Source organism: Luteitalea sp. TBR-22 (assembly GCF_016865485.1).
Lineage (GTDB): Bacteria > Acidobacteriota > Vicinamibacteria > Vicinamibacterales > Vicinamibacteraceae > Luteitalea.
The window spans coordinates 5,959,626-5,983,514 of record NZ_AP024452.1 but is presented as its reverse complement, the minus strand read 5'-3'; the positions used below and the strand labels follow the sequence as shown (position 1 = coordinate 5,983,514).

General features: G+C 71.0%; 24 protein-coding genes. 9 read left to right on the top strand and 15 right to left on the bottom strand.

Going from position 1 to position 23,889, the window contains the following annotated elements; all coding sequences use genetic code 11:
• Positions 1-174 precede the first annotated feature (174 nt).
• The 3 genes from TBR22_RS24650 to TBR22_RS24640 form a co-directional block, all read right to left on the bottom strand.
• Positions 175-825 (bottom strand): hypothetical protein, encoded by a 651-nt coding sequence (locus TBR22_RS24650; RefSeq protein ID WP_239490497.1) that lies wholly within the window; start codon positions 823-825, stop codon positions 175-177.
• Between the two features lie 113 nt (positions 826-938).
• Entirely contained in the window at positions 939-1,448 is a 510-nt protein-coding gene (locus tag TBR22_RS24645) for a hypothetical protein (RefSeq protein ID WP_239490496.1), read from the bottom strand.
• 15 nt (positions 1,449-1,463) lie between these two features.
• Positions 1,464-2,642, bottom strand: coding sequence for a lipopolysaccharide assembly protein LapB (locus TBR22_RS24640; RefSeq protein WP_239490495.1), 1,179 nt, complete (start codon positions 2,640-2,642; stop codon positions 1,464-1,466).
• A 61-nt stretch (positions 2,643-2,703) separates the two neighbouring features.
• Between TBR22_RS24640 and TBR22_RS24635 the strand changes: the two genes are divergently transcribed.
• Positions 2,704-3,006 (top strand): hypothetical protein, encoded by a 303-nt coding sequence (locus tag TBR22_RS24635; RefSeq protein WP_239490494.1) that lies wholly within the window; start codon positions 2,704-2,706, stop codon positions 3,004-3,006.
• Here TBR22_RS24635 and TBR22_RS24630 read toward each other — a convergent pair.
• From TBR22_RS24630 to TBR22_RS24590, 9 genes are all read right to left on the bottom strand, one after another.
• Positions 2,930-3,913 carry a histone deacetylase gene (locus TBR22_RS24630; RefSeq protein ID WP_239490493.1) on the bottom strand — a complete coding sequence of 328 codons (984 nt, stop codon included), beginning with the start codon at positions 3,911-3,913 and terminating at the stop codon, positions 2,930-2,932. The genes TBR22_RS24635 and TBR22_RS24630 overlap by 77 nt on opposite strands.
• A gap of 16 nt (positions 3,914-3,929) precedes the next feature.
• Complete coding sequence (hemL, locus tag TBR22_RS24625) at positions 3,930-5,246, bottom strand: glutamate-1-semialdehyde 2,1-aminomutase (RefSeq protein ID WP_239490492.1); 1,317 nt, start codon at positions 5,244-5,246, stop codon at positions 3,930-3,932.
• 39 nt (positions 5,247-5,285) lie between these two features.
• Positions 5,286-6,257: a porphobilinogen synthase gene (gene hemB, locus TBR22_RS24620; RefSeq protein ID WP_239490491.1), complete on the bottom strand. Its 972-nt coding sequence runs from the start codon at positions 6,255-6,257 to the stop codon at positions 5,286-5,288.
• Between the two features lie 78 nt (positions 6,258-6,335).
• Positions 6,336-7,868, bottom strand: coding sequence for a uroporphyrinogen-III C-methyltransferase (gene cobA, locus TBR22_RS24615; protein WP_239490490.1), 1,533 nt, complete (start codon positions 7,866-7,868; stop codon positions 6,336-6,338).
• Between the two features lie 162 nt (positions 7,869-8,030).
• Positions 8,031-9,008, bottom strand: coding sequence for a hydroxymethylbilane synthase (hemC, locus tag TBR22_RS24610; RefSeq protein ID WP_239490489.1), 978 nt, complete (start codon positions 9,006-9,008; stop codon positions 8,031-8,033).
• Positions 9,005-10,321: a glutamyl-tRNA reductase gene (gene hemA, locus TBR22_RS24605; RefSeq protein ID WP_239490488.1), complete on the bottom strand. Its 1,317-nt coding sequence runs from the start codon at positions 10,319-10,321 to the stop codon at positions 9,005-9,007. Before hemA ends, hemC begins: the two co-directional genes overlap by 4 nt.
• Positions 10,321-11,142 carry an inner membrane protein YpjD gene (locus tag TBR22_RS24600; protein WP_239490487.1) on the bottom strand — a complete coding sequence of 274 codons (822 nt, stop codon included), beginning with the start codon at positions 11,140-11,142 and terminating at the stop codon, positions 10,321-10,323. The genes hemA and TBR22_RS24600 overlap by 1 nt, the downstream gene beginning before the upstream one ends.
• Positions 11,143-11,157: 15 nt before the next feature.
• The gene (locus TBR22_RS24595; RefSeq protein ID WP_239490486.1) at positions 11,158-12,177 is read right to left on the bottom strand and encodes a VWA domain-containing protein; all 1,020 of its coding nucleotides are present in this window, start codon (positions 12,175-12,177) and stop codon (positions 11,158-11,160) included.
• Positions 12,174-13,070, bottom strand: a complete 897-nt coding sequence (locus tag TBR22_RS24590; protein WP_239490485.1) for a vWA domain-containing protein — start codon at positions 13,068-13,070, stop codon at positions 12,174-12,176. The genes TBR22_RS24595 and TBR22_RS24590 overlap by 4 nt, the downstream gene beginning before the upstream one ends.
• Positions 13,071-13,212: 142 nt before the next feature.
• Here TBR22_RS24590 and TBR22_RS24585 point away from each other — a divergent pair, with 142 nt between their 5' ends.
• The 6 genes from TBR22_RS24585 to TBR22_RS24560 all read left to right on the top strand — a co-directional run bounded on the left by TBR22_RS24585 (position 13,213) and on the right by TBR22_RS24560 (position 16,616).
• Entirely contained in the window at positions 13,213-13,560 is a 348-nt protein-coding gene (locus TBR22_RS24585) for a hypothetical protein (protein ID WP_239490484.1), read from the top strand.
• 7 nt (positions 13,561-13,567) lie between these two features.
• On the top strand, positions 13,568-13,798 hold the full coding sequence (locus TBR22_RS24580) for an AtpZ/AtpI family protein (RefSeq protein WP_239490483.1): 231 nt from the start codon (positions 13,568-13,570) through the stop codon (positions 13,796-13,798).
• Positions 13,782-14,165 (top strand): ATP synthase subunit I, encoded by a 384-nt coding sequence (locus TBR22_RS24575; protein ID WP_239490482.1) that lies wholly within the window; start codon positions 13,782-13,784, stop codon positions 14,163-14,165. Before TBR22_RS24580 ends, TBR22_RS24575 begins: the two co-directional genes overlap by 17 nt.
• Positions 14,166-14,190: 25 nt before the next feature.
• Positions 14,191-15,000: a F0F1 ATP synthase subunit A gene (gene atpB / locus TBR22_RS24570; protein ID WP_239490481.1), complete on the top strand. Its 810-nt coding sequence runs from the start codon at positions 14,191-14,193 to the stop codon at positions 14,998-15,000.
• A gap of 209 nt (positions 15,001-15,209) precedes the next feature.
• Complete coding sequence (locus TBR22_RS24565) at positions 15,210-15,560, top strand: ATP synthase F0 subunit C (RefSeq protein WP_239490480.1); 351 nt, start codon at positions 15,210-15,212, stop codon at positions 15,558-15,560.
• 141 nt (positions 15,561-15,701) lie between these two features.
• Positions 15,702-16,616 carry a DMT family transporter gene (locus tag TBR22_RS24560; protein ID WP_239490479.1) on the top strand — a complete coding sequence of 305 codons (915 nt, stop codon included), beginning with the start codon at positions 15,702-15,704 and terminating at the stop codon, positions 16,614-16,616.
• Between the two features lie 79 nt (positions 16,617-16,695).
• Here TBR22_RS24560 and TBR22_RS24555 read toward each other — a convergent pair whose 3' ends face one another.
• The gene (locus TBR22_RS24555; RefSeq protein WP_239490478.1) at positions 16,696-17,247 is read right to left on the bottom strand and encodes a YfiR family protein; all 552 of its coding nucleotides are present in this window, start codon (positions 17,245-17,247) and stop codon (positions 16,696-16,698) included.
• Between the two features lie 101 nt (positions 17,248-17,348).
• Here TBR22_RS24555 and TBR22_RS24550 point away from each other — a divergent pair, with 101 nt between their 5' ends.
• A complete protein-coding gene (locus tag TBR22_RS24550) occupies positions 17,349-19,688 on the top strand; it encodes a response regulator (protein WP_239490477.1) in 2,340 nt (779 codons plus the stop codon).
• 7 nt (positions 19,689-19,695) lie between these two features.
• Here the strand turns inward: TBR22_RS24550 and typA are convergent, their stop codons facing one another.
• Together typA and TBR22_RS24540 are read right to left on the bottom strand one after the other, a co-directional pair.
• Complete coding sequence (typA, locus tag TBR22_RS24545; RefSeq protein WP_239490476.1) at positions 19,696-21,528, bottom strand: translational GTPase TypA; 1,833 nt, start codon at positions 21,526-21,528, stop codon at positions 19,696-19,698.
• 96 nt (positions 21,529-21,624) lie between these two features.
• Complete coding sequence (locus TBR22_RS24540; RefSeq protein ID WP_239490475.1) at positions 21,625-22,710, bottom strand: CpaF family protein; 1,086 nt, start codon at positions 22,708-22,710, stop codon at positions 21,625-21,627.
• 139 nt (positions 22,711-22,849) lie between these two features.
• On the opposite strand from TBR22_RS24540, the gene TBR22_RS24535 reads away from it, so the two are divergent.
• Complete coding sequence (locus TBR22_RS24535) at positions 22,850-23,878, top strand: hypothetical protein (protein WP_239490474.1); 1,029 nt, start codon at positions 22,850-22,852, stop codon at positions 23,876-23,878.
• Positions 23,879-23,889 lie beyond the last annotated feature (11 nt).

The window sequence follows — 23,889 nt, the reverse complement described above, 5'->3', positions numbered from 1 at the left end:
TACCTACTCAATCGGACGCGTGCCGCCTTTCGTGAGTGCCAAAGGAGGCTCAAGGCTCAGGGCTCAAGGCTCAGACAGCATTCGGGAAGGGCCCAGGGCGCAACCCTCGCCCACCAACCGCGATCCGGGTCGGCGACTGCCGACTTCCGACTGCCGACTGCCGACTGTCGTGCCCTACCGATACCGGCCCTCGCGGTAGCCGCGGTCGTAGCCCTGCTGGAACGCCTGGCGGTACTCGTACTTGTACTGATCGCGCGAACCATAACGGCTCGAGTACCCCTCGTCGCCTTCGCGATAGTTCTTCTTGCGCGTCGGCTCGTACTGATCGCGGTCGCGGGCGTCGTCGCGGCCGTCGCGGTACCCGTCGTCGAATCCGCGCTGCGCCGCTGGTGAGTAGGAGCGCTGATTTCCGGGGTAACCGTAGCCACCGCCGTAGCCGCCACCGTAGTCGGGGTACCCGGGACGGCCGTATCCGCCGTAGCTGCCGCGATACCGGTCGTAGCTCGCCATGTAGCCTTCGGCAAAACCGCGGCGGAATGCGTCGTCGCTGTTGGGACCACTGTTGCCGCTACCCCAGCCCCATCCGTTGTTGGCGCTGCCGCGGCGATAGTCATCGTGCCGACGGTAGTCGGGCGGGCGATTGCTCCGCGCGTCGCGCTCGCCCTCGCGGATGCCTTCCCGATAGCCGATGTCGTAGTCGCGCTGGTACTGCTGGCGCGAGGGCGAACCCCACTGCGCGTGCACGATCTGCGGTCCTGCGATTGCCGACGACGCTCCGAGGGTGAGCAGAGCGGCGAACGTGATGCGGGGGAGGGTGCTCGTCATGGTGTCCCCTTTCGGATGAACACCAGTCGATCGATCAAGGTACGTGCCAGAGTGCGTGTCACACGTGACGGACAGCTCGGCCGCAGCCAAGGAGCCGGGGCGATTCGTCGTCGCTACTCGGTCCAGGCCAGCACCTTCGAGTCGCCGGATCGCCTCACGAACAGCGGGCCTGGCCCGGCCGCTTCGAGATCGTCGATCGAGAGCCGGAGCTTGCCGAGATCGACTTCATCGTCGTTGATGTCCACCGTGCCGTCGGGCGACATGCGCAGCAGCCAGAACGGGATCGACAGCCGCACCAGCTTGTTCTCACGGGTGGAGAACACGAGGACGTTGAGGTTCTTCAGCGCGCGGAGCTTGCCCTTGGCGACGGCCTTCTGCCGGTCGCTCATCGCCCGCGTCGCGATCCGCGGGCCGCTGTCGGTGTCCTCGACCAGTGCGGGCACGCCCCTGAAACGCCGCAGCACGGCGTCGACTTCGCGGTCGAACTCGGCAGGCGACGAGGCATCGGTGACCCGAACCTGCTGACGCACCAGGTAGGCACAACTGCCCGCCAGCACGATCACGCCGAGCGTGAGCACGAGCAGTACCGCCAGCACCACCTGCACCCAGCGTCGCGTCGCCATCGGGACAGGAAGACGTTAGCCGCGACCGGCGCGTTCGAGCAACTGTCGCGCCAGCCGCGCGCCTTCCGGGTCGGCGCCCCGCTCGAACAGGGGGAGTGCCTTGGACGCCTGCCACCGTGCCTGGGCGCGATCGTTCGAGGCCAGCGAGAGCTCGCCCAGCGCCAGGTGCAGCCGGCCACGCACCCAGTCGCGCGCCTCCGGTGCCTCGAGGCCGGCGAGCAGGTCGCGCCGCGCCTCCTCGTCGCGCGCGAGGGCCCTGAGTGCGAGTGCGCGCTTCAGGTGCCACAGTGCCTCCTCGCCGAACATGCGGGTCCGCGCGTCGCGCGCCGCCATGGCCAGGCCCTCGTCGAGCCACTGCAGGGCCTCGCGCGGGCGTGCCGCACGCAGCGCGGTGGCGCCGCTCTCGAGCCACAGCAACCGGTTCCTCGGGTGCGCCGTCCTGAGCTGGGCGAGGACGCGCAGCGCGTCGTCCCAGCGTCGCTCGCGGTTGTAGAGGAGCACGAGGGCGAACCGCGCCTCGGTCTGGACGGGCCGGCCGCTGGCGGCGGCCTCCTCCAGCAGCCGCAGGCCGCGTTCGCGATCGCCGTTCATGCCGGCCAGGTACGCCACCATCCGCGCCGGCAGCGAGAGGTCAGCAACCACGTACCGATACGTGCCGAGGATGAGCCGTGGGTCAGGCGCCGACGGGTCGAGTGCGGCGGCCCGCTCCGCGGCATGATACGCACGCCGCGCCGCGCCGAATGCCCGGGCCATCCGGCCCTCGACGGTGGCGGCCCAGGAGGCCTGCAAGCCCAGCGCGGAGGCGAGGTCGTAGTGCGATCGGGCGTCGCGCGGCGCGGCTGCGACACGTGCCTCCGCCAGGCGCAGTGCCGTCGAGAGCGAGCGCTGGAACTCCGCCTGCACGTCTGCCGGTGGCGGCGCCGACGAGACGTCGTGGCGCGAGATCCGCCCGAGATACTCGTCGGCGAGCACCGTGCCGCGCGCGAACAGGAGTCGCAGCCACGTGATCGACGCCAGCGCCCGGTAGCTGTCGGGTAAGTCGGGCGCTAACTTGGCCAGCGCCGCCAGTTTCCCGACGGCCTCGTCGTGATCGAGATCGTAGGCGGAGGCATAGGCGTCGGCGAGGCGGGCGTCGTGCCCCGGCGGTTGCGCCTGCCCACGGGCGGCACTTACGACGAGCAACAGCGCGACCAACAGGCCAAAGCAGGCTATGCTTGTGCCTCGGCCAACCTTCAACCCTCCCGGAGCTGGCGTCATGGCAAAGTCACGTAAGTCGTCGAAGACAGTCCTGAGCAGCGGCAACCGCCAGCTGCTCACGTGGGCCCTGCACGGGCTCGAACAGGAAATCGCGCGGACGCGCCAACATCTCGCGGAACTCGAGTCACAGGCTCGCGGGCTTCGCGCCTCGTCCCGCAAGGCGGCGCCCGCCGCCGAAGGCACCGCCGCCGCTGCAGAGCCGACGGTCCGCAAGAAGCGCAAGCTCAGTGCCGAGGCGCGCAAGCGGATTGCCGACGCGCAGAAGCGTCGCTGGGCGAAGGCCCGGGCGGCCAAGGAATAGCGCCCCGCCACAGCCCCGCGCAGGCGGCGGCTTCGGCGATCGTCCCGGCGTGGATGCGCACGATCGCGTCCACGTCCGGGGCATATCCCCCCGCCATGCTCACGGCGACCGGCACGGCCTCGGCTCGGCACCTGCCGAGCACGATCGCATCGCGCCTGCGCAGCCCGGCTTCGGTCAGGCGCATCTTCCCAAGGCGGTCCCCCTCGTACGGATCGGCGCCCGCCACGTAGAACACCAGGTCGGGCGCCGTGTCGAACACGGCGTCGAGCGACACCGCCAGCGCCGAGAGGTACGCCTCGTCTCCCGTCCCGTCGGGCAGCGGCACGTCGAGGTCACTGCGCTCCTTGCGGAACGGGTAGTTGGTCGCCCCGTGCAGCGAGCACGTGAACACGCGCCGGTCGTGCGCGAAGATGGCCGCCGTGCCGTTGCCCTGGTGCACGTCGAGATCGACCACGGCCACCTGTCGGACGCGTCCGGTCTCGAGCAGCGTGACCGCTGCCACGGCGACGTCGTTGAACACGCAGTACCCCTCGCCGCGGTCGCGGAAGGCATGGTGCGTGCCGCCCGCGAGGTTGGCCGAGGCGCCGTCCTGCAGCGCGGCGCGCGCCGCTTCGATCGTGCCGCCGACCGAGCGGCGCGACCGCTCCACCATCGCGGGTGACCACGGGAAGCCGATGCGCCGCTGCTCCTCGCGGGTGAGGGCGCCATCGCGCACGCGTGCCACGTACTCCGGTGTGTGGACGCGCAGCAGGTCCTCCCACGCGGCGGCGGGGGGCTCGATCAGGCCGCCGGGCGGCAGCAACTGCTCCTGCAGCACGCGGGCCCGGAGGCGCGCGTACTTGTCCATGGGGAAGCGATGCCCCTCGGGCAGCGGCAGCACGAAGTGGTCGCAGTAGAACGCACGCACGTCGTGCCCGCGTCGGTCAGCCGCGCGCCGCGCGCGCCACCGCCTTGAAGGCCTTGCGCGCCGCGCGGATGGTGTCGTCCACGTCGCCGCGGGTGTGCGCGCCGGACAGGAACCACGCCTCGAACTGCGACGGCGGCAGGTAGACGCCCTGCGCGAGCATCGCCTGGAAGAACGTGCCGTAGGCCTTCGTGTCCGACAGCTTCGCGTCGTCGTAGTTCATGACGGGACGGTCGGTGAAGAACACGGTGAGCAACGACCCGACGCGGTTCAGGCTGATCGCGACGTCGGCGCGCTGCGCGGCATCCGACAGGCCCTCGGCCAGCATGCTGCCGAGGCGCTCGAGCTTCGCGTACAACTTGTCGTCGAGCCTGGACAGCGCCCAGAGGCCGGCCGTCATCGCCATCGGGTTTCCCGAGAGCGTTCCTGCCTGGTAGACGGGCCCGTCGGGCGCCACCATGCGCATCAGGTCCTCACGGCCGCCATACGCCCCGACGGGCAGGCCGCCGCCGATGATCTTGCCGAGGCAGGTGAGGTCGGGCGTCACGCCGAGCAGGTGCTGCGCGCCGCCGGCCGAGGCGCGGAAGCCGCTGATCACCTCGTCGAACACCAGCAGCGCGCCGGTGCGATCGCAGATCGCCCGCAGCCCCTCGAGGAAGCCCGGCATCGGCGGCACCACGCCCATGTTGCCGGCGATTGGCTCGACGAGGATGGCGGCGATCTGCCCCCTGGCGCGGCGCACCACGTCCTCGACCGACGCCAGGTCGTTGTACCGGGCGGTGAGCGTGAGTGCGGCAGCGGCCTGGGGAATGCCTGGCGAAGTCGGGACGCCGAGCGTCACCGCGCCGCTGCCGGCCTCCACGAGGAAGCCGTCGGCGTGACCGTGATAGCAGCCGGCGAACTTCACGACGGCATCGCGGCCGGTCGCCGCGCGCGCGACCCGGAGCACGCTCATGGCGGCCTCGGTGCCCGAGCTCGTGAAGCGCACCAACTGCATCGACGGCACGCGCGCTCGCACCGCCTCGGCCATCTCGATCTCGAGCCTGGTGGGCGCGCCGAAGCTGGTGCCGTGCCTGGCGGCATCGGCCAGCGCGGTGAGCAGGCCCTTGGGCGCGTGGCCGTGGATCAGCGGTCCCCACGACATGACGTAGTCGAGGTACCGACGCCCGTCCTCGTCCTTGACGTACGCGCCCTTGCCGCTCCTGATGAAGCGGGGCGTGCCGCCCACGGCCTTGAAGGCCCGGACAGGGCTGTTGACGCCACCGGGCATCGCCTGCCTGGCGCGTGCGAACAACCTGGCCGACCTGTCGTTCTCGGTGGAGCGCGTGCGTGGCATCAGGACTAACCTAACACGCCGCTGGCGCGCCCGCGGGGGCTAGAGGGCGCGCGCCGCCTCGCGCGCGTAGTACGTGATGATCGCGTCGGCGCCGGCACGGCGGATGGAGATGAGCGACTCCATCATCGCCCGCGGCTCGTCGATCCAGCCCCTGGCGCCGGCCGCCTTGACCATCGAGTACTCGCCGCTCACGTGGTAGGCCGCGGTCGGCAGCGCGAACGCATCCTTCACGCGCCACAGGATGTCGAGATAGGGCAGCGCCGGCTTCACCATCACGATGTCGGCGCCCTGCTCGATGTCGAGCGCCACCTGGCGGAGCGCCTCCTCGGCGTTGGCGGGATCCATCTGGTGGCTGCGGCGATCGCCGAAGGCCGGTGTCGACTCGGCCGCCTCGCGGAAGGGGCCGTAGAACGCCGAGGCGTACTTGGCCGCGTAGCTCATGATCGCGATGTCGACGTGGCCGGCCGCGTCGAGTCCCTCGCGGATCGCCCCGATGCGGCCATCCATCATGTCCGACGGGGCCACGATGTCGGCGCCGGCCTCGGCGTGCGACACCGCTTCCTGCACCAGCAGTTCCACGGTCGGGTCGTTCTCGACGATGCCGTCGGTGACGATGCCGCAGTGGCCGTGCGAGGTGTACTCGCACAGGCAGACGTCGGTGATGATGACGGTCTGCGGGTACGCGGCGCGGATGGCGCGCACCGCCTGCTGCACCGGCCCCTGCGGATCGCTCGCGCTGCTCCCGCGCTCGTCCTTGTGCGCGGGCAGGCCGAAGAGCAGCACCGACGTCACGCCATCGCCCGCCGCCGCGCCGACCTCCCTGACGATCTCGTCCACCGACATCTGCGCGACGCCGGGCATCGAGCCGATCGGCTTGTTCACGCCCTCGCCCGGGCAGGCGAACAGCGGATAGATGAACTGCGACGGTTCGAGGTGCGTCTCGCGCACGAGGGCGCGGAGTCCGGGCGTGCGGCGCAGGCGGCGAGGGCGGCGGGTGAGATCGAGGGACATGGGGAATCGCGGAGGTGCAGGATGGCAGGAGTTCGGATTGCGGCAGGTCGAGGGCGGGGCCGCGCCGGCCCCGCGCCCCTACCTTGACGCGCGCACGTGTTGCACGATGGCGTCCACCAGCGACGGGATGGTGTAGGGCGCCTTCGGCATGATGCTGGTGGCGACACCGAGTTGCTGCGCGGCTTCCGCAGTGACCGGGCCAATCGAGGCGACCGCCACCTGCTGCAGCAGGTCGGCAGCCTGTTCCTCGCCGAGGTTGGTGACGAAGTGGCGCACGCTCGACGCGCTGGTGAACGTCACGATGTCGACGTCGCCCTCGAGCAGCTTCTTGTAGATGTCGGGCTGGCCTTCCTGGCCCCACGTCGCGCGCACGGTGTGGTAGGCGGCGATGTCGTCCACCTCGGCGCCGGCCTTGCGCAATTCGTCGGGCAGCGACTCGCGGGCGATGTCGGCCCGCGGCAGCAGCATGCGCAGTCCCTCGAGGCTGCCCGTCGCCTTGAGCGCCGCCACGACGCCCTCGGCGCGGTCCTCCTCGGGCATCACGTCGACGCGCAGGTGCAGGCGTTGCAGCCGCTCGGCAGTCGCCGGCCCGACGGCGCAGATGTGCGGGCCGTGGAGGTCGCGGATGTCCCTGACGCGCGCCAGGGCGCGCCGCATGAAGTGGTCGACGCCGTTGGCGCTGGTGAACACCAGCCACCGGTACGACGAGATCGTGGCGATGGCGCGGTCGATCTCCTCGAAGTCCTCGAGCGGCTCGATGTGGATGGACGGGGCCTCGATCACCTCGGCGCCGAGGTCGTGCAGCCGCTCCACGAACTCGCCCGCCTGCTCCCGCGACCGGGTCACGACGATGCGCGTGCCGAACAGCGGCCGCTCGTCGAACCACCGCAGGTGGGCGCGCAGCCCTGCCGACGGGCCGACCACCAGCACGGCGGGCGCGTGCGACGGGTGCGTCTCGAGCCGCTGCGCCAGGTCGCGCAGCGTCCCGTCGGTGGTGCGCTGCTGCGGGGTCGTGCCGTTGTAGACGATCGCGGCCGAGTCGTCGCCGGGGCGCCCGTGCGCCAGCAGCGAGGCGGCGACGCGACCGAGCTGCCGCGGGCCCGCGTAGCAGAGCAGCGTCCCGTCCACCTTGGCGAGCTGGTGCCAGTCGAGATCGGGCGTGTCCTCCGCGCCGTCCTCGAAACCGCGGATGAAGGTCAGCGTGTTGCCCGACCCCGGGTACGTCACCGGGATGCCGGCGTAGGCGGGGATGCCGACCAGCGCCGGGATGCCGGGCACCACCTCGAAGCGGATGCCCTGCTCGTGCAGGAACAGCGCCTCCTTGCCGCCGCTGTCGAACACGAACGGGTCGCCCCACTTGAGGCGCACCACCGAACGACCCTCGCGGGCCTTCTCGGCGATCAGCAGGCAGATCGCTTCCTGTGCGGCGCCGGCCGGCGCCGCGTCGCCGACGTCGATGCACTCGGCGTCGGGCCGCGCCATGCGCAGCAACCGCTTGTCGATGAGGGAATCGTGGACGACGACGTCGGCGCGCGTGAGGCACCGCAGACCGCGCATGGAGATGAGCGAGGGATCTCCGGGGCCTGCGCCCACGATGGACACGGGAGTCATGGAGTGATGGTACTGCCGCACGCGCTGATCGGGGGAGAAGGGGAACAGCGACCAGTCACAAGGGAGGCACGGGACACGGGACCGGGCCGCCGTGGACACGTGACGGGGCCGTCGGTGACGAGGGACCCGCCAGCCCCAGCCACGGGGGAGCTCGTCGCGCGGCTAGTCCTGCGCCGGCAGGGGCCCGTCGTACTCGCGGACCGCGTCGAGGATCGCGCCGGCGCCGTCGGCGAGGAGGCGCTCGGCGACGCGCTCGCCGAGGCCCTCCGGATCCTCGGCCTCGCCGAAGCCGAGGGCCCGCACCTCGTGCTCGCTCTCGAGCGAGGTCACGCAGGCGATCAGCTCGAGGCCACCGTCGGCCGTGTGGCGACAGTGCGCGCCGAGGGGCAACTGGCAGCCGCCGCCGACCGCGGCGACGAGCGCGCGCTCGGCCCGCAGGGCCAGGTCCGCGGCACGATCGCTCATCGCCACGAGCGTCTGCGTGATCTCCTCGGCGTCCTCGCGGCACTCGATCGCCACGATGCCCTGGCCGGGCGCCGGGATGCAGGCCTCGACGGGCAGGTACCCGCTGATGCGCGCCCCGCGCTCGAGCCGCTGCAGGCCGGCCGCCGCCAGGACCAGCGCGTCGTAGTCGCCCCCGTCGAGCTTGCGCAGGCGCGTGTCGACGTTGCCGCGCACCGGCAGGAACTCGGCGCCGGGGAACTGCCGATGCAACTGCGCCACCCGCCGCACGCTGCTCGTGCCGATCCGCGGCGTCGCGCCGAGCACCTCGCTCAGTTGTGCCAGCGTCGCGTCGACGAGCCCACTGGTCTCGGGCAGCACGACCGCGTCGCGCGGGTCGGCGCGAGGCAGCACGCCTGCGATGTGCAGTCCGCCGGGCAGCACCACGGCCATGTCCTTCGAGCTGTGCACCGCCAGGTCGATCTCGCCCTCCAGCAGGGCGTCCTCGATCTCCTTGACGAACAGCCGCTTGCCGCCGACGTCGGAGAGCGGCGCGTCCTGCAGGCGGTCGCCGTCGGTCTTGATCACCACGATCTCGCACGGCGCGACACCCATGCTCTCGAGCCGCGCCTTCACCGTGGTGGCCTGCCACAGCGCGAGCGCGCTGCCGCGCGTGCCGATCCGCCAGGTCGTGGTCACGATCGCGCCTTCTGCCGCGACGCGTCCGCCCGATCGGCCTCGACGGCCGCCGTCTCGTCGTCGAGCGCGAACAGGCGCCGCAGCGCCGCCGAGCACGCGGCCATGGTCTCGTGGTCGTCGATCGCCTTGAGCTGTTCGGTGGGGGTCAGCAGGAGCTTCTCGATCATCAGTCTCGTGACTTCGTCGACCCGGTCGCGCGCCTCCGGCCCGAGGCCGGCGAACTTGGGCGACAGTCGCTCGAGCTCCGCCTGGCGCACGCGCTCGAAGCGGGTCCGGAGCGCGACCACCGTCGGAATCGCGGCTCGCGATCGGAGCCAGCTGTACCAGGCGGCGACCTCGTCGTTCACCAGGCGCTCGGCCTTGCCCACGGCTTCCTGGCGGCGAGCCAGGTTCTCCTGCACGATGCCGCGCAGGTGGTCGATGTTGTAGAGGAACACTTCCTCGCGCTCGGCGATGTCGGGGTCGACGTCGCGCGGTACCGCGAGGTCGACCACGAACATCGGGCGGCGCCGGCGCGCCGCGAACACGCGCGCGAGATCGGCGGCAGTGAGCACGAGGTCGGGTGACCCGGTCGCCGACACCAGCACGTCGGCCTCGGCGAGCGCGTCGAGGCGGTCGTCCCACGCAATCACGCGTCCGCCGACCTCGGAGGCGAGCGCCTCACCGCGATCCTGCCGTCGGGTGGCGATCGTGGTGCTGGCCACCTGCTGGTGGAAGTGCAGCGCCGACAGCCGCGACATCTCGCCCGCGCCGAACACCACCATGTGGCGCGACGCGAGGTCGCCGAAGATCTTGCGCGCCAGCGTCAGGGCCGCGTAGCTCAGCGACACGGCCCCCTCGGACAGGCCGGTGTCGGTGCGCACGCGCTTGCCGATCGCGAAGGCGCCGTGGAACAGCCGGTTGAGGACGCTGCCGGTGCCGCGCGCCTCGCTGGCGACCTTGTAGGCGTCCTTCACCTGCCCCAGGATCTCCGGCTCGCCGACCACCAGCGAGTCGAGCCCCGCCGCGACCCGGAACAGGTGCCGCGCCGCGTCGGCGTCGGTGCGCACGTACAGCGCCGCGTCGATGTCGTCGCGGCTCACGCCGCGATAGTCGGCCAGGCAGTTGATGACCCGATCACCCATCGCGACCGGATCGGCAGCCACCGCGTACACCTCGGTGCGGTTGCACGTCGACAGCAGCACGGCGTCGTCGCAGCCGTCGTTGGCGAGGCGATCCAGGGCGGCCGGCACCATGGACCGGCTGATGCCGATCCGCTCGCGCACCTCGAGCGGCGCGGTGTGGTGACTGAGGCCGACCAGGACGAGGTGCATCAGGCGAAGTTGTGGCTCCGGGCGAAGAAGTACGCCACGGGCAGGAAGTTCAGGAGGACGAGGGCGAAGCCGACCGCCGACAGCCAGGCGGTGCGACGCGCGCTGAGCCCGGCCCAGCGGCGCGACGCCAGCAGCAGGCCGTAGATCAGCCAGGTGAGCACGGCCATCATGATCTTCGGGTCGGTGATGGTCATGTGCGGCAGGCGCGGGTCGTTGGCCATCTGCGTGCTCACGTCGCGCAGCCAGACGGCACCGCCGACCAGCCCGACCGACAGCAGCAGCCAGCCGATCCACACCGCGCGCATGTTCATCCGGTCGAGGACCTGCAGCGACGGCAGGCGCTGGAAGAAGACCCCCGGCGTCCGGCGCTTCAACTCGCGGAAGAGCAGCACGTAGGTGATGCCGATGACGCACGCCAGCGCGAAGCTGGCGTAGGCGAACAGCAACGCGCCGACATGCACCGCGACGAACGGGGCGGCGAAGTACTGCGGCACGTCGGTGGGCATCGCGCCGTGCGCCACCAGGCCCTGCAGCGCCACCAGCAGGGGCGTCACGAACACGCCGATGCCGCGCTCGTCGGTCGACACCTCGATGGACAGGTAGGCGACGGCCAGCATCCAGACGAACGTGGACACCGCGCCCGTGCGCCCGGCCATGGGCGGGACGCCCAGCTCCATCGTGTACATCCCGAGCACGAACGTGTGCACGAGGACCGCCACGAGGAGGATCCCCGTCGCCAGTCGTCCGGCGAGCCGCCGGCGCGACACGAAGTGCCAGACGTAGGCACCGAAGGCGGCGGTGTAGAGGACGGCGAGGCTCATCGGCGACGTGACGCGCTAGCTGGTGGGCGCGTAGTACCCCTGCTTGGTGCGCGCAATGGTGTTCGGGCGCTCGACGCGCACCACGATGCGGCGCCAGCGGCCGTCACGGCGCTGGTTGCGCGACGCGTAACCGACGGTGTACTGGGCGGCCAGTTCGTCGGCCACCGCGCCGTAGATCGCCGGCAGCTCGTCGGCCTCGCTCGGGAAGAAGGCCTTGCCGCCGGTCTCCTGCGCGAACTGCTTCAGCACGAAGTCCGACTCGCTGAAGCCGCCCATCGGGCGCGACCGGGCGCCCGGGTCCTTGAGGCCGATGGCGTAGATCGCCACCTCGGAGCGCTTGGCCAGTTCGAGCACCTCCTCGAACGGCACCAGGCTCGACGTGTCCTCGCCGTCGGAGAGCACGACGATCGCCTGCCGACGCACGTCCTGCTGCGTGTTGGCGGCGCGGATCTTCTTGAACTCGTTGAGCGCGATGTAGACCGCGTTGTACAGCGACGTCGAGCCGCCCGCCGTCGTCCGCCGGATGGCCGCCGAGAGGCGGTCGCGTTCCGCGGTGAAGCCCTGCAGGATTTCCGCCCGGCTGTCGAAGTCGACGATCGTCAGCACGTCGTCGGCGTGCATGCGCTCCACGAAGCCGATGGCCGCCTGCTGCGTGATGGCCATCTTGTCGTTCATGCTCGCGCTGGTGTCGATCAGCAGCCCGAGGGCGGTCGGCAGCTGCGTGCCCGAGAAGAAGATGACGTCCTGCTTGACGCCGTCCTCGAACACGGAGAACGCCTCCCTGGGCAGGCCCGACACGAACTTGCCGTCGCGCTCGGTGACCGTCACGTTCAGCGACACGACCTCGACGCCCGACCTGAAGATCGGCTGCTCGGCCGGCTGGGCCGGTGCCTGCGGCGGCGCCTCGACGGGCGGCTGGCCCGCTGGCGCCGTGGCCGGTGGCTGCGGGGCCGGCGCCTGGCTGCCGGCGGGGGGCTGGGCGAGCACGGCGGCAACCGCGCCCGCGACGATGGTGCACAGCAGCGCCTGGGTCATCGACGTACCCGGTTCGCCTGCAGGGTGTTCGCCCTGATCTTCAGCGTCGGCCGCGCCGAGAAGACCTCGACCTCCTTGGCCGGGACCAGGCGATCGGGCCGGCCGTAGAGGACCTCGTGCTGGGTCAGCGCGATCCGGCCGACCTTCTGCAGCGCGTCGGTGAGGTTCATGTTGGCGATGATCAGCTCGCGGGCGCCACCGGTCTCGGTGGTGCCGCGATCGATCACCACGTTGCGGTCCCGCATGTTCTGGCTGGTCGGGTCGGCCCGCTGCGTGTCCTGCAGTTCCAGCACGTGCAGCGTCGCACCGGACTCGGCCAGCGCATCGAGGGCGAACTGGAAGCCGCGATCGCTGAACTCGGTGCCGAAGCTGGTGATCGCGATGATCGTCGCGCGCGCCGGCTTTCGCTTCTGGATGGCTCGCGAGGCATCGACGATGCCCTCGATCATCATGGCGCCGGAGTCGGGCTGCGCGAAGAGGCGCTTGACGGCCGAGACCAGTTGCGGCTTGCCGGTGGTCGAGGCGACCTGCACGGTCGGGCGGTCGGCCACCGTCATGATGGTGATCGGGTGGGGACCGGCGTAGTTGGTGACGAACTGCTCGAGCCCGAGGCGGATGTCCTGCAAAGCGCGCGTCGAGGCGAGGCTGTTGTCGACCAGGATGGTGATGTCCATCGGGGCGGTCGAGCGCGTGACCTTGAGCACCTCGCGCGCCACGCCGTCCTCGCGGACCACGACGTCTTCGGCGTCCAGGGTCTCGACGGGCAGGCCGTCGGGGCCGATGGCGGTGACCAGCAGCGTGCGCTGGCGTGGATCGGACTGGGCCTGCGCGGCAGGCGCGAGCACGGACGAGGCCAGAGCCGCAGCCAGAACGAGCGTCAGGAGTTGTCGCATCAGAGGGTGTCCGTGGCGGGACAGGACCCGCCCTTGGAGTATAGTCGAGGGCCAACGGCCCGCCTTGTGCTGCACTTGTTCGACGATCCTCCGAGCCCGGCGGTCGCCGACGGGCCCAGGCGCCATCGAGAGGACGCCACGCGTGACCCGCATCCTCGCTTCCCTGCTCGTCCTCGGCGTGCTCGGCCATGCCCCGGCTCGCGCCCAGACGGCCGGCCCTCCGGCAGCCTCCTCGGCCACGACCCCGGCGCCCCGGAAGACCGCCGCCTCGACCGTGACCACCGGAAAGGCCCCCCGTCCATCGTCTGCGTCAGCGAAGAAGAAGCCGAAGGGCAAGCCGACCGCGGCCCCCGGGGCGGTCAACGGGACGGCGAAGGCCGACTGCGACGCTCCCGCCCGGCCGGCGGCTGCGCCACCGGCCCCGGTTCAGGTTGCGGCTGCCGATCCCCTGGCCCCGACGGTCGTTCCCTGCGCGGGCGGCAAGCCCTGAGCTCGCCATGGTGAGCCCCCGCCCCTCCGGCTACTGGCGCACGGCGGGCGAACTCGGCTCCCTCGGGCTGTCGTTCGTGCTGGCGCTCGTCATCGGCACGTGGCTGGGTGTGAAAGCCGACGAGGCGTTCGGCTCCAGCCCCTGGGGCATGCTGATCGGGTTCGTGCTCGGGTTCGCGGCCGCGGTCCTCAACGTGGTGCGGATCACCCGCCGGGCCTTCGATGCCGGCTCCCGCTGACGTCGCGCTGGCCGCCCGGCTCGAGCGTGACACCGTCATCGTGCTGGCCATCAGCGCCGCGGGCGCGTGGGTGCTGGGGGGCTGGCGGCTTGCCGGCGGGGTGGTCGGCGGGGGCCTGCTGGCCGGCATCAGCTTTCGCGCGCTGAAGCGGGGCGTGGCCGCCCTCGGGCCACCCCCGGACGGACAGGAAACGCGGAGGATCTCGCCCGTGAGGGCGGCGCTCGGCCTCGCGGGCCGGTACGCGTTGCTGCTGGCGGCCGGCTACGTTATCATTGGCCGTTTGCACCTGCACCCGCTGGGGGTGCTGGTGGGCGTCTCCGCGGTGGTCGTCGCCGCGATGGCGGAAGCGGTCCGGGCCTGGCGCTAGCCGACCGGCCCCCGCCGACAGGCACATGGAACATCACACACTCTGGATCGTCGAGCTCGTCAACCGGCTGCTCGGGCCGGTGGTCGCGCCGCTGCTCGGCAAGACGTACGCGCCCGGCCTGGTGGTGATCCCCGATCACCTCGTCATGTGCGGACTGATCGTGCTCGCGGTCACCGTCTTCTGCCTGGCCGTCCGCTCGAGCTTCAGCGTCGACAATCCGGGCAAGCTCCAGATCGTCCTCGAGGACATCGTCGGCTTCCTCGTCGGCCTGCTCAAGGAGAACGTCGGGCCGCAGGGGCCGAAGTTCCTGCCGCTGGTCGGCTCGATCTTCATCTTCATCTTCCTGGCCAACGCCATCGGCAAGGTGCCCGGCCTGATGTCGCCGACGGCCAACATCAGCACCACGCTGGGCTGCGCGCTGACGGTGTGGGTGTACTACCACCTGCAGGGCATCAAGGCGCAGGGCCTGGTGTCCTACGTCAAGCACTTCATCATCCCGCCGGGCGTGCCGCTGTTCGTCGCGCCGATCATGGCGCCGATCGAGGTGATCAGCCACATGTCGCGCGTCATGTCGCTGTCGCTGCGCCTGTTCGGCAACGTCTACGGCGAGGAGCTCGTGGTGCTCATCATGGCCAGCATCGTGCCCTTCCTCGTGCCGCTGCCGATGATGTTCCTGGGCGTGATCACCGGGTCGCTGCAGGCCTACATCTTCACGCTGCTGACGATCATCTACCTCTCCGGCGCGGTGCACGTGGAGCATGGGCATGACGATGCCGACCACGATGACCACCATGCGCACGGCGACTCCCCGGCGCACGCTCACGCGGCGGCGTAGGGACGATTCGGCGTCGACCCCTGGTCGGCGCCCACGCACACCCGACGCCTGCGCATCGTGCGGGGCGGCGGCACGGGGCAGGCCTCGGCTATTCGTCGGGCCCCGGCCTGCACCCGACCCAGGCGCGCCACAGGCGCGCCGCGCGACCACCGGTCGCGACCCTTTAATGCCGACGATTGTCGTTTGACGCGCCTCGAGGAGGCACTCGCATGATGAAGAAGTTCTTCGCAGTTCTCGCGCTGGTCATGGCCGCTGGCCTGATCTCGCCGGCGTACGCCCAGGAAGCCGCCGCGGCCGGCGCCGTGGCCCCGGGCGTGACCCAGTGGGCGGTCGTGACCGCCGGCTTCGCGCTGGCCATCGCGGCGGCGTTCGGCGCCATGGCGCAGGGCAAGGCCGTGAGCGCGGCCGCCGAAGGCATCGCCCGCAACCCGGGCGCGGCCGATGCCATCCGCGGCGCCCTCCTGCTGGGCCTGGTGCTCATCGAGTCGCTCGTCATCTACGTGCTGCTCGTCTCGCTGATCATCTTCTTCGTCCGGGCCGGCGCCCTCGGCCTGGCGTAAGACCCCTCGACACGAGTCGCGTCGGCTCGCCGACGCGGCTGGTGCTCGGGGCAAGCCGCCGGAGCGTGGCATCGGGCCCGCTCCGGCCACTCCGCCTCCCCGGCGGACCGGTCATTTCACCTTTAGAATTCCCGCGTTGAAATGACCCGCGTCGACCTCTACCTGCTGCTCACCGCCATCATCTGGGGCAGCAACTACAGCGTCATCAAGTTCGTGCTGCAGGAAGTCCCGCCGCGGGCCTTCAACGGGCTGCGCCTGCTGATCGCGTCGCTGGTCTTCCTGGCGGCCATCTTCCTCACGCGTCGCCGCGAGGACGTCGCCCGCATCACCCCGCGCCACTGGGGCGTGATCGTCGTGCTCGGCCTGATTGGCCAGTTCGGGTACCAGATCCTCTTCATCGCCGGCCTCGAGCGCACCAGCGTGATGAACGCCTCGATCATCATCGCCTGCACGCCGGCGGCCGTGAGCCTGCTCTCGGCGGCCGTGGGGCACGAGCGACTGCCGCTGGCGCACTGGCTGGGCACGGCGCTGTCGTTCGTCGGCGTGAGCCTGATCGTGCGCGGCGGCGCCATCACCGGCGTGAGCTCGCCCACCGGCGACCTGATGATGATCGCGTGCGTGCTGTGCTGGACCATCTACACGGTGGCCGGCCGGCCGCTGCTCGCCTCGTACGCGCCGATCGTCGTCACGGGGTTGTCGATGGCGATCGGCACGATGCTGTTCCTGCCGTTCTCGACCGCCGACTTCGCCCGCACGCACTGGGCCGACGTCCGGCTGGTGGCCTGGATCTGCGTCGTGTTCTCGTCGCTGCTGGCGCTGAACTTCTCCTACACCGCCTGGTACATGGGCGTGCGGCAGCTCGGGTCGTCACGCACGTCGATCTACTCCAACGTGGTGCCGGTGGCGGCGCTGCTCGTGGCGATGGTGTGGCTGGGCGAGCGCCTGCAGGGCATGCGCCTGGTCGGCGCCATCCTGGTCGCGGCCGGCGTGCTGCTGACCCGCTGGGGCCATCGTCCCGCCCCCCTCGAGGAAGAGGACGCGCCGGCCGAGACGTGACGATCGACGCCTGGCGTTCGAGGCGACGACGGACTGCCGACTGACGAAGGCCGACCTGCCGAAGGCCGACTGAAGCTCCCTAATTGACGATCTGTGCCAGGCGGAGCAGTCGCGAGCTCAGGACGACTCCGGCGCGGGCCGCCGCGGTGGGGTTGGCCTGCAGGCGGTACCGGTCGCCCTCCGACCGGATGTTCAGCGCCAGCGCCCGGTTCTCGGGGCAGTCGCCGTCGCCGACGGTCACCACGCCCTGTTCCGACAGGCGACGCGCCAGGACGGCCGAGTCCTCCCCGAGGACCACCACCGACGCCTTCACGTCGGCCAGCGCCGCCACCGACGGCACGTCCACCACGGTCACCGTGTGGCCACCCGGCTGGATCGCGGCGCACGCCTCACGGAGGGCCGCGCTGAGTTCCGCGTTCCCCACGACGGCCACGCGCAGGCCCGTCCCGGGCGCCTTGGTGTTCCACTCCACGAACCGCAGCATCCGGGCGATGGTGGTCGCCCGGGCCTCGTCATCGCCCGCTCGCGCCTCGACCCGCAAGGCGCCGACCGCGGTGCCGGCCACGACGAGGGCCAGGGCGACGAGGCGCCGGGTCAGGCGGGCGGCTGAGGGGGTATGGAGGGAGATCATGGTTGTCGAGGCAATCGGTCGCTGCGCCGGAAACTTTAGGCCCCCGGCCCTCATCATTCCGGACCCACCGCCGATTGGGGTTAGGGGACCGCCCCGCCCTGATGCTTCGCCACTCCCTTCGCCGCCGTCTCACCCTGATCCTGATTGCCGCCAGCGCCTTCGCGCTCGCGCTGACCGGGCTCGGGCTGATGTTCTACGACGGCGTCACGTCGCGGGCCTCCCTGGCCCTCGAGATCGAGGCCGTGGCCACCGTGTTCGGCGAGAACAACGCCGCCGCGCTGGCCTTCGAGGATCCGGTCTACGTCGCCGAGACCCTCGAGTCGCTGCGCGCCAGGCCCGACCTGCGTGTCGCCGCCCTCTACGGCAAGGACGGGCGGCTGTTTGCGCAGGTCCAGGGCGTCGGCGGGCCCCAGGCGCCGCCGCAGGCGCCGGCCCCGGGCACCGTGCAGGGCAGCGACAGCCTGCGCGTCGTGCGTGACATCTGCCTCAAGGACGGCTGCGTCGGGTCGGTGCTCGTCGAGACGGACCTGCGCCGCGTCGAGGCGCGACGTCGCGACACGATGGCGATCTTCTTCATCGTGTTCGTCGTCTCGCTCGGCCTGGCCAACGTGCTCGGCGCCGCGTTGCAGCGGCCGATCGTCACCCCCCTCAGGCAACTGTCGGTGGCGGCACAGGAGGTCGTCCGCACCGAGCGTCTCGACCTCCGCCTGCCGGAGCGGGCCACCGACGACGAGCTGAGCGTCCTGGTGCGCGCCTTCAACGGCATGCTGTCGCGACTCGAGGCGCGCGATCGCGAGCTGCAGCGCCACCGCGAGGAACTCGAAGCCGAAGTGGCGCGCCGCACCGCCGAGCTGCAGGTCGCCAAGGACCGTGCCGAGAGCGCCAACCGCTTCAAGAGCGAGTTCGTGGCGACCATGAGCCACGAGATCCGCACGCCGATGAACGGCGTCCTCGGCATGACCGAGCTGGCGCTGGACACCGACCTCACGCCGGCGCAGCGCGACTACCTCGACACGATCCGGCGCTCGTCGGAAGCCCTCATCACGGTGATCGACGACGTGGTGGACCTGTCACGGATCGAGGCCGGCCGCGTCGACCTGCAGGCGGTGCCCTTCGACCTCGCCGCGGTCGTCCACGACGCGCTCGGCGCGGTCGCCGTGCGCGCCCACCAGAAGGAGCTCGATCTCGTCTGGGACCAGGATGCGCCGTTGCCGGCCATGGTGACCGCCGATCCGGTGCGCCTGCGCCAGGTGCTGATCAACCTGCTGGGCAACGCCGTGAAGTTCACCAACGTCGGGTTCGTGCGCGTGCGCATCGACCTCGACACGCCGTTTGCGGAGGGGCGCGCGACGCTGCGTGTCCGCATCTCGGACTCGGGCGTCGGCATGGGCGAGGATCAGCTCGCGGCCATCGAGCAGATCACCCGGGAGGCGGCGACGGGCACGCCGCAGCTGTTCGAGGGCAACGGCCTCGGCCTGCCGATCTGTGCCCGGCTGGTCCACCTGATGGGCGGCACCATCAGCTGCGAGAGCCGCGAGTGGCAGGGCAGCACCTTCACGTTCGCGCTGCCCGTGGCGATCGCCGCCGGGTCGGTCGCGGCCGTCGAGGCGCGGCCCAGCGAGCTCGAGGGTCGCGACGTGCTCCTCGTCGACCGGCAGCACGTGTCGCGTGACGTGCTGCGCGGCTGGCTCGAGGCCTGGGGCGCGAAGGTGACCGTTGGCGACGACGATGGCGCGCTCGGTCCTCTCCTGTGGGAGCGTCGGTGGTGCCTGGTGCTCATCGATCACGAGTCGATGGCCTCGGTCCGGTCCGACGTGGGCGCGGTGGCGCGGGTCGGGGTTCCGGTGCTGGAGCTGGTGCTGTCCACCGAGGGCGCCGACGACGTACGGGGACCGGTGCTGGCCAAGCCGCTTCGCCGTCCCACCGTGGCCGCGGTGCTGGCCGCAGCCCTGAGCCGCTCGGTGGCCGACGCCAACCAGCAGGCGGCGCTGGCGGTGGTGCCGCCGCCCTCGCGCATCGCACGGGCGCCGAAGGTGCTGGTGGCCGACGACAACGTCGTCAACCAGCGCGTGGTGCAGCAGTTGCTGGCCCGTCGCGGCTGCGAGGTGGTGCTGGTGGCCGACGGTGCCGAGGCGCTGGCCGCGTGGCAGCGCGAGCGCTACGACCTGGTGCTGATGGACGTGCAGATGCCGGTGATGGACGGCCTGCAGGCGGCGCGCGAGATCCGCACCATCGAGAAGCGCCGCCGCGTCCGCCCGACGCCGATCGTCGCGCTGACGGCCCACGCGATGACCGGCGACCGCGAGATGTGCCTGGAGGCGGGCATGGACGACTACCTGTCCAAGCCGCTCCGCCGGGCGGCCTTCGACCAACTGCTCGACAGGCTCGGCGTGGGCAGGGCGGTGTCGTCGGACGCGCCTGCCCGGGCCAATGCCTCGTGAGTCCTGACTAGTCGCGGCGCGGCCGCTGGTTCTGCGCCAGCACCTTCTTGCGCAGCCGGATCGACTTGGGCGTGATCTCGACGAGCTCGTCGTCGTTGATGAACTCGATGGCGCCTTCGAGTCCCAGCTTGCGGGGCGGGATGATGCGGATGGCCTCGTCGGCCGACGAGGCACGCATGTTGGTCTGCTTCTTCTCCTTGCAGACGTTCACGTCGAGGTCGTTGTTGCGGGAGTTCTCGCCGATCAGCATGCCTTCGTAGACGTCGGTCGTCGGGTCGATGAAGATCTCGCCGCGATCCTGCAGGTTCGAGATCGCGAACGCCGTCGCGACGCCCGTCCGGTCGGCCACCAGCGCGCCGGTCGGGCGCGCCGGGATCGGGCCGGCCCACGGCTCCCAGCCCGCGAAGATGTGGTTCATGATGCCGGTGCCCTTGGTGTCGGTCAGGAACTGCGAACGGAAGCCGATCAGGCCGCGCGCCGGCACCTTGAACTCGAGGCGGACGCGGCCGCTCCCGTTGTTCACCATCTTGTTCATCGTGCCCTTGCGGATGCCGAGGGCGGCGATCACCACGCCCTGGAACTCCTCGGGCACGTCGATCACCACGTCCTCGACCGGCTCGAGCTTGCCCGCCGGGCTGTCCTTGGTGACGATCTCGGGGCGCGACACCTGCAGCTCGAAGCCCTCGCGCCGCATCATCTCGATCAGGATCGACAGCTGCAGCTCGCCGCGGCCGATCACCCGCATCTGCTCGGGCGAGTCGGTCGGCTCGACGCGCAGCGAGACGTTGCCGAGGAGCTCCTTCTCGAGACGCTCCTTGATCTGCCGCGACGTCACGTACTGGCCTTCGCGGCCGGCCATCGGCGACGTGTTGACGCCGAAGATCATCGACACGGTCGGCTCGTCGATGGCCAGCGGCGGGATCACCTTGGGCGTCTCCGCGCTGGTCACCGTCTCGCCGATCGTGATGTCCTCGATGCCCGCGATGCAGACGATGTCGCCGGCCGCGGCCGTCTCGACGTCGACGCGCTTGAGGCCGTCGAAGGCGAACAGCTTGGTGATGCGCGTCTGCTGGATCGTGCCGTCGAGCTTGGCGACGCCGACGAAGTCACCGACCGTGATGCGCCCGTTGAAGATGCGGCCGATCGCGATGCGCCCGAGGTACTCGCTGGCATCGAGGTTCGCGATCAGGATCTGGAGGATGCCCTCCGGGTCGCCCTTGGGCGGCGGCGTGTGCTCGATGATCGCGTCGAACAGCGGCTTGAGCGTGTCGCCGCGCTCGTTCGGGTCGAGGCTCGCCTGCCCGTCACGCGCCACGGCGTAGATGACCGGGAAGTCCAGCTGGTCCTCGTCGGCGTCGAGGTCGATGAACAGGTCGTAGACCTCGTTCAGCACTTCCTGGACGCGCGCGTCCGGGCGGTCGATCTTGTTGATGACGACAATCGGCTCGAGCCGCCGCTCGAGCGCCTTGCGCAGCACGAAGCGGGTCTGCGGCAGCGGCCCTTCCGAGGCGTCCACCAGCAGCACCACGCCATCGACCATCGACAGCGTCCGCTCGACCTCGCCACCGAAGTCGGCGTGGCCCGGCGTGTCGCAGATGTTGATGATGTGGTCGAGGTAGCGGACGGCGGTGTTCTTGGCCAGGATGGTGATGCCGCGCTCGCGCTCGAGGTCCATCGAGTCCATCGCCCGTTCCGCCACCCGCTCGTTGGAGCGGAACGTGCCCGCCTGCGCGAACATCGCGTCCACCAGCGTCGTCTTGCCGTGGTCGACGTGGGCGATGATGGCGATGTTGCGGCGGTGCGGATTGGCGATCTGTCTGGCGTGTTCTGCTGCGGACATCTCACCAGTCTACCAGCGGCGGCGCGCCGGGCGATGGCCTTTCGCCTCCTGATCGTCTCTGCCCGCGACCGTGCGCGTGGGGTGGCCCCGCCGCCGTCAGGGCCCGGTCAGTCCCAGCAGGCGGTCCACCCCGGGCCCGGCGGCCAGCCGCAGCTTCTCGCGGAACTTCGGCCGCGTGCCGGTGGCCACGAACTCGCCGACGGCCCGCCCGTCTGCCGCATAGCCGGCCAGACGGTACTCGAACAGGTGACGGATGGAGACCTGCCCGTCCTGCACGGGCCCCACCTCGCTCACGTGGGTGATCCGCCGCACGCCGTCCTGCAGGATCTGGTGCTGCAGGATCAGGTCGACGCTCGTGCTGATCTGGCGCTGGATCGCCCAGAGCGGCAGTTCCAGCCCGCGCGACAGCAGCATCAGCTCGAGGCGGGCCACGGCGTGCGCGGGGGAACTCGCGTGCAGCACCGCCATCGACCCGTCGTGGCCGCTGGTCATCGCGTGCAGCATCTCGAAGGCCTCGTCGCCGCGGATCTCGCCGACGAGGATGCGCGTCGGGCGCATGCGGAGGCTGTTGCGCAGCAGGTCGGCCAGCGTGATCGCTCCGGCGCCCTCGTTGTTGGCCCGCCGCGCCTCGAGCCGCACGCAGTGCGCGATCGCCAGGTCGAGCTCGGCCGTGTCCTCGATGACCACCACGCGCTCGCCGCGCGTGATCTGGTTGGCCATGATGCCCAACGTGGTCGTCTTGCCCGTCCCGGTGCCGCCGGCGAAGACGATGTTCAATCGCGCCCGCACCGCGCAGGTCAGGAACTCCGCCATGGGCATGGTCAGGGTGCCGTGGCGTACCAGGTCGTTGAAGGTCCGCACCGCGTGGGTGAACTTGCGGATGGTCACCGCCGGCCCCTGCAGCGACACCGGCGCGATGCACACGTTGACGCGCGACCCGTCGTCCATGCGGAAGTCGGCCATGGGCGATCGGGCGTTGACGCCCCGCCCCGCCGCGACCACCAGGTTGTCGACGAGGAGGTCGAGCTGCGAGGCGTGCGTGAACACGCCCGGGACCTCCACCATCTGCCCGGCCCGCTCCACGTAGACCTGCTGCGAACCGTTGATCATGATCTCGGTGATCGCCGGATCCTCGAGCAGGTGCCTGATGGGGGCGAGGCCGGGCTTGTCGATCATCTGCATGTCGGGTTCCTCGGTGGCGGGCGCGTGCGCATCGTACCCGACGCACACCCGCAGGACGCGAGACCGTGGCCCGGCTGACGGCACCGGCAGCCCCTGTTCGTTCGCCGGCGGCCCTGTTTGCCGTTGAGGTCTACAGCCCATGTCCCTGCTCGCGTGGCTCGGCCACGTCCTGAAGGCCAGCGTCTGGTTCGCCTTCCACATTCTCGTCGCGAGCGGGCTGTTCCTGCTCTCGGCCAACGTGGCAACGCAGCCCGAGGCCGGGGCCGCGGCCATCTTCATCCGCATCTTCGCGACGTTCTGGCTGTACGTCGCGGCGTGGAAGTGGCTGGTGCGCGGTGTGCTCGCGCGCCCAGAACCGCCGCAGGACCGCGGCAGGAAGCCGACGGGCGCCGAGATGGCCCGCAGCTCGCTGGGCTGCCTCGCCAACCTCGTGCCCCTCCCCTTCGTCTTCTGGGTCGTCGGCCGCTTGGCCGACGACGCCTGGGCGGGCCTCACGGGCCCGGACCCGCGACACCCTGCCCGCGTCGCTGCCGGCCGCCTGCTCGTCGCCCTGTACTTCCTGATCGACCACGCCCACCTGTGGGTGCCCTATGGCGTCGCGGCCCTGTTCGCGCTCGCCATCCTCACCATCGTCCACGGCAAGCGGCGGGTCGAGCGCCATCGCGGCGCGACCGTGCAGGACGCCAACGCCCAGACGCTGTCCAGGCTGCGCGCGCGCAAGGGCGGCGCGCCGGCGCGAGGCACGGCGGCCAGTTCCACCGGCGATCCCCGTCACCTGCGCTCAGGTCCGCCGGCGCCGCCGGCCCGCGGGGCGCGACGGCTCGACGTCGTGCTCGGTGAGCTCGCGTGGTCGTCGGCCGAGTCGGCGTGGTGGGCGCAGCGCCAGGACGGCTTTCCGGTGCTCGTCGCCGGCTCGCCCGACGGGCCGGATGCAGCCGCCCTCACGCAGGCCCACCAGGTCGTGCAGCGCTCGTTCGAGGTGTTGCTGCGCGCATCGGAGGCCGCCCGGGCCGAAGCACAGGCGCGCGGCGTCGGCCTGCCGCGTTTCACCATCGCGGCGGCGCACGTCGGCGGCACGGACACCCGGCTGCACCTGCGGTGCGATGCCGACGCCAGTCACGACTACCTGGTGCGCTCGACCGACGGCCTCCACACCTTCACTCGCTAGTTCGCGGGGAG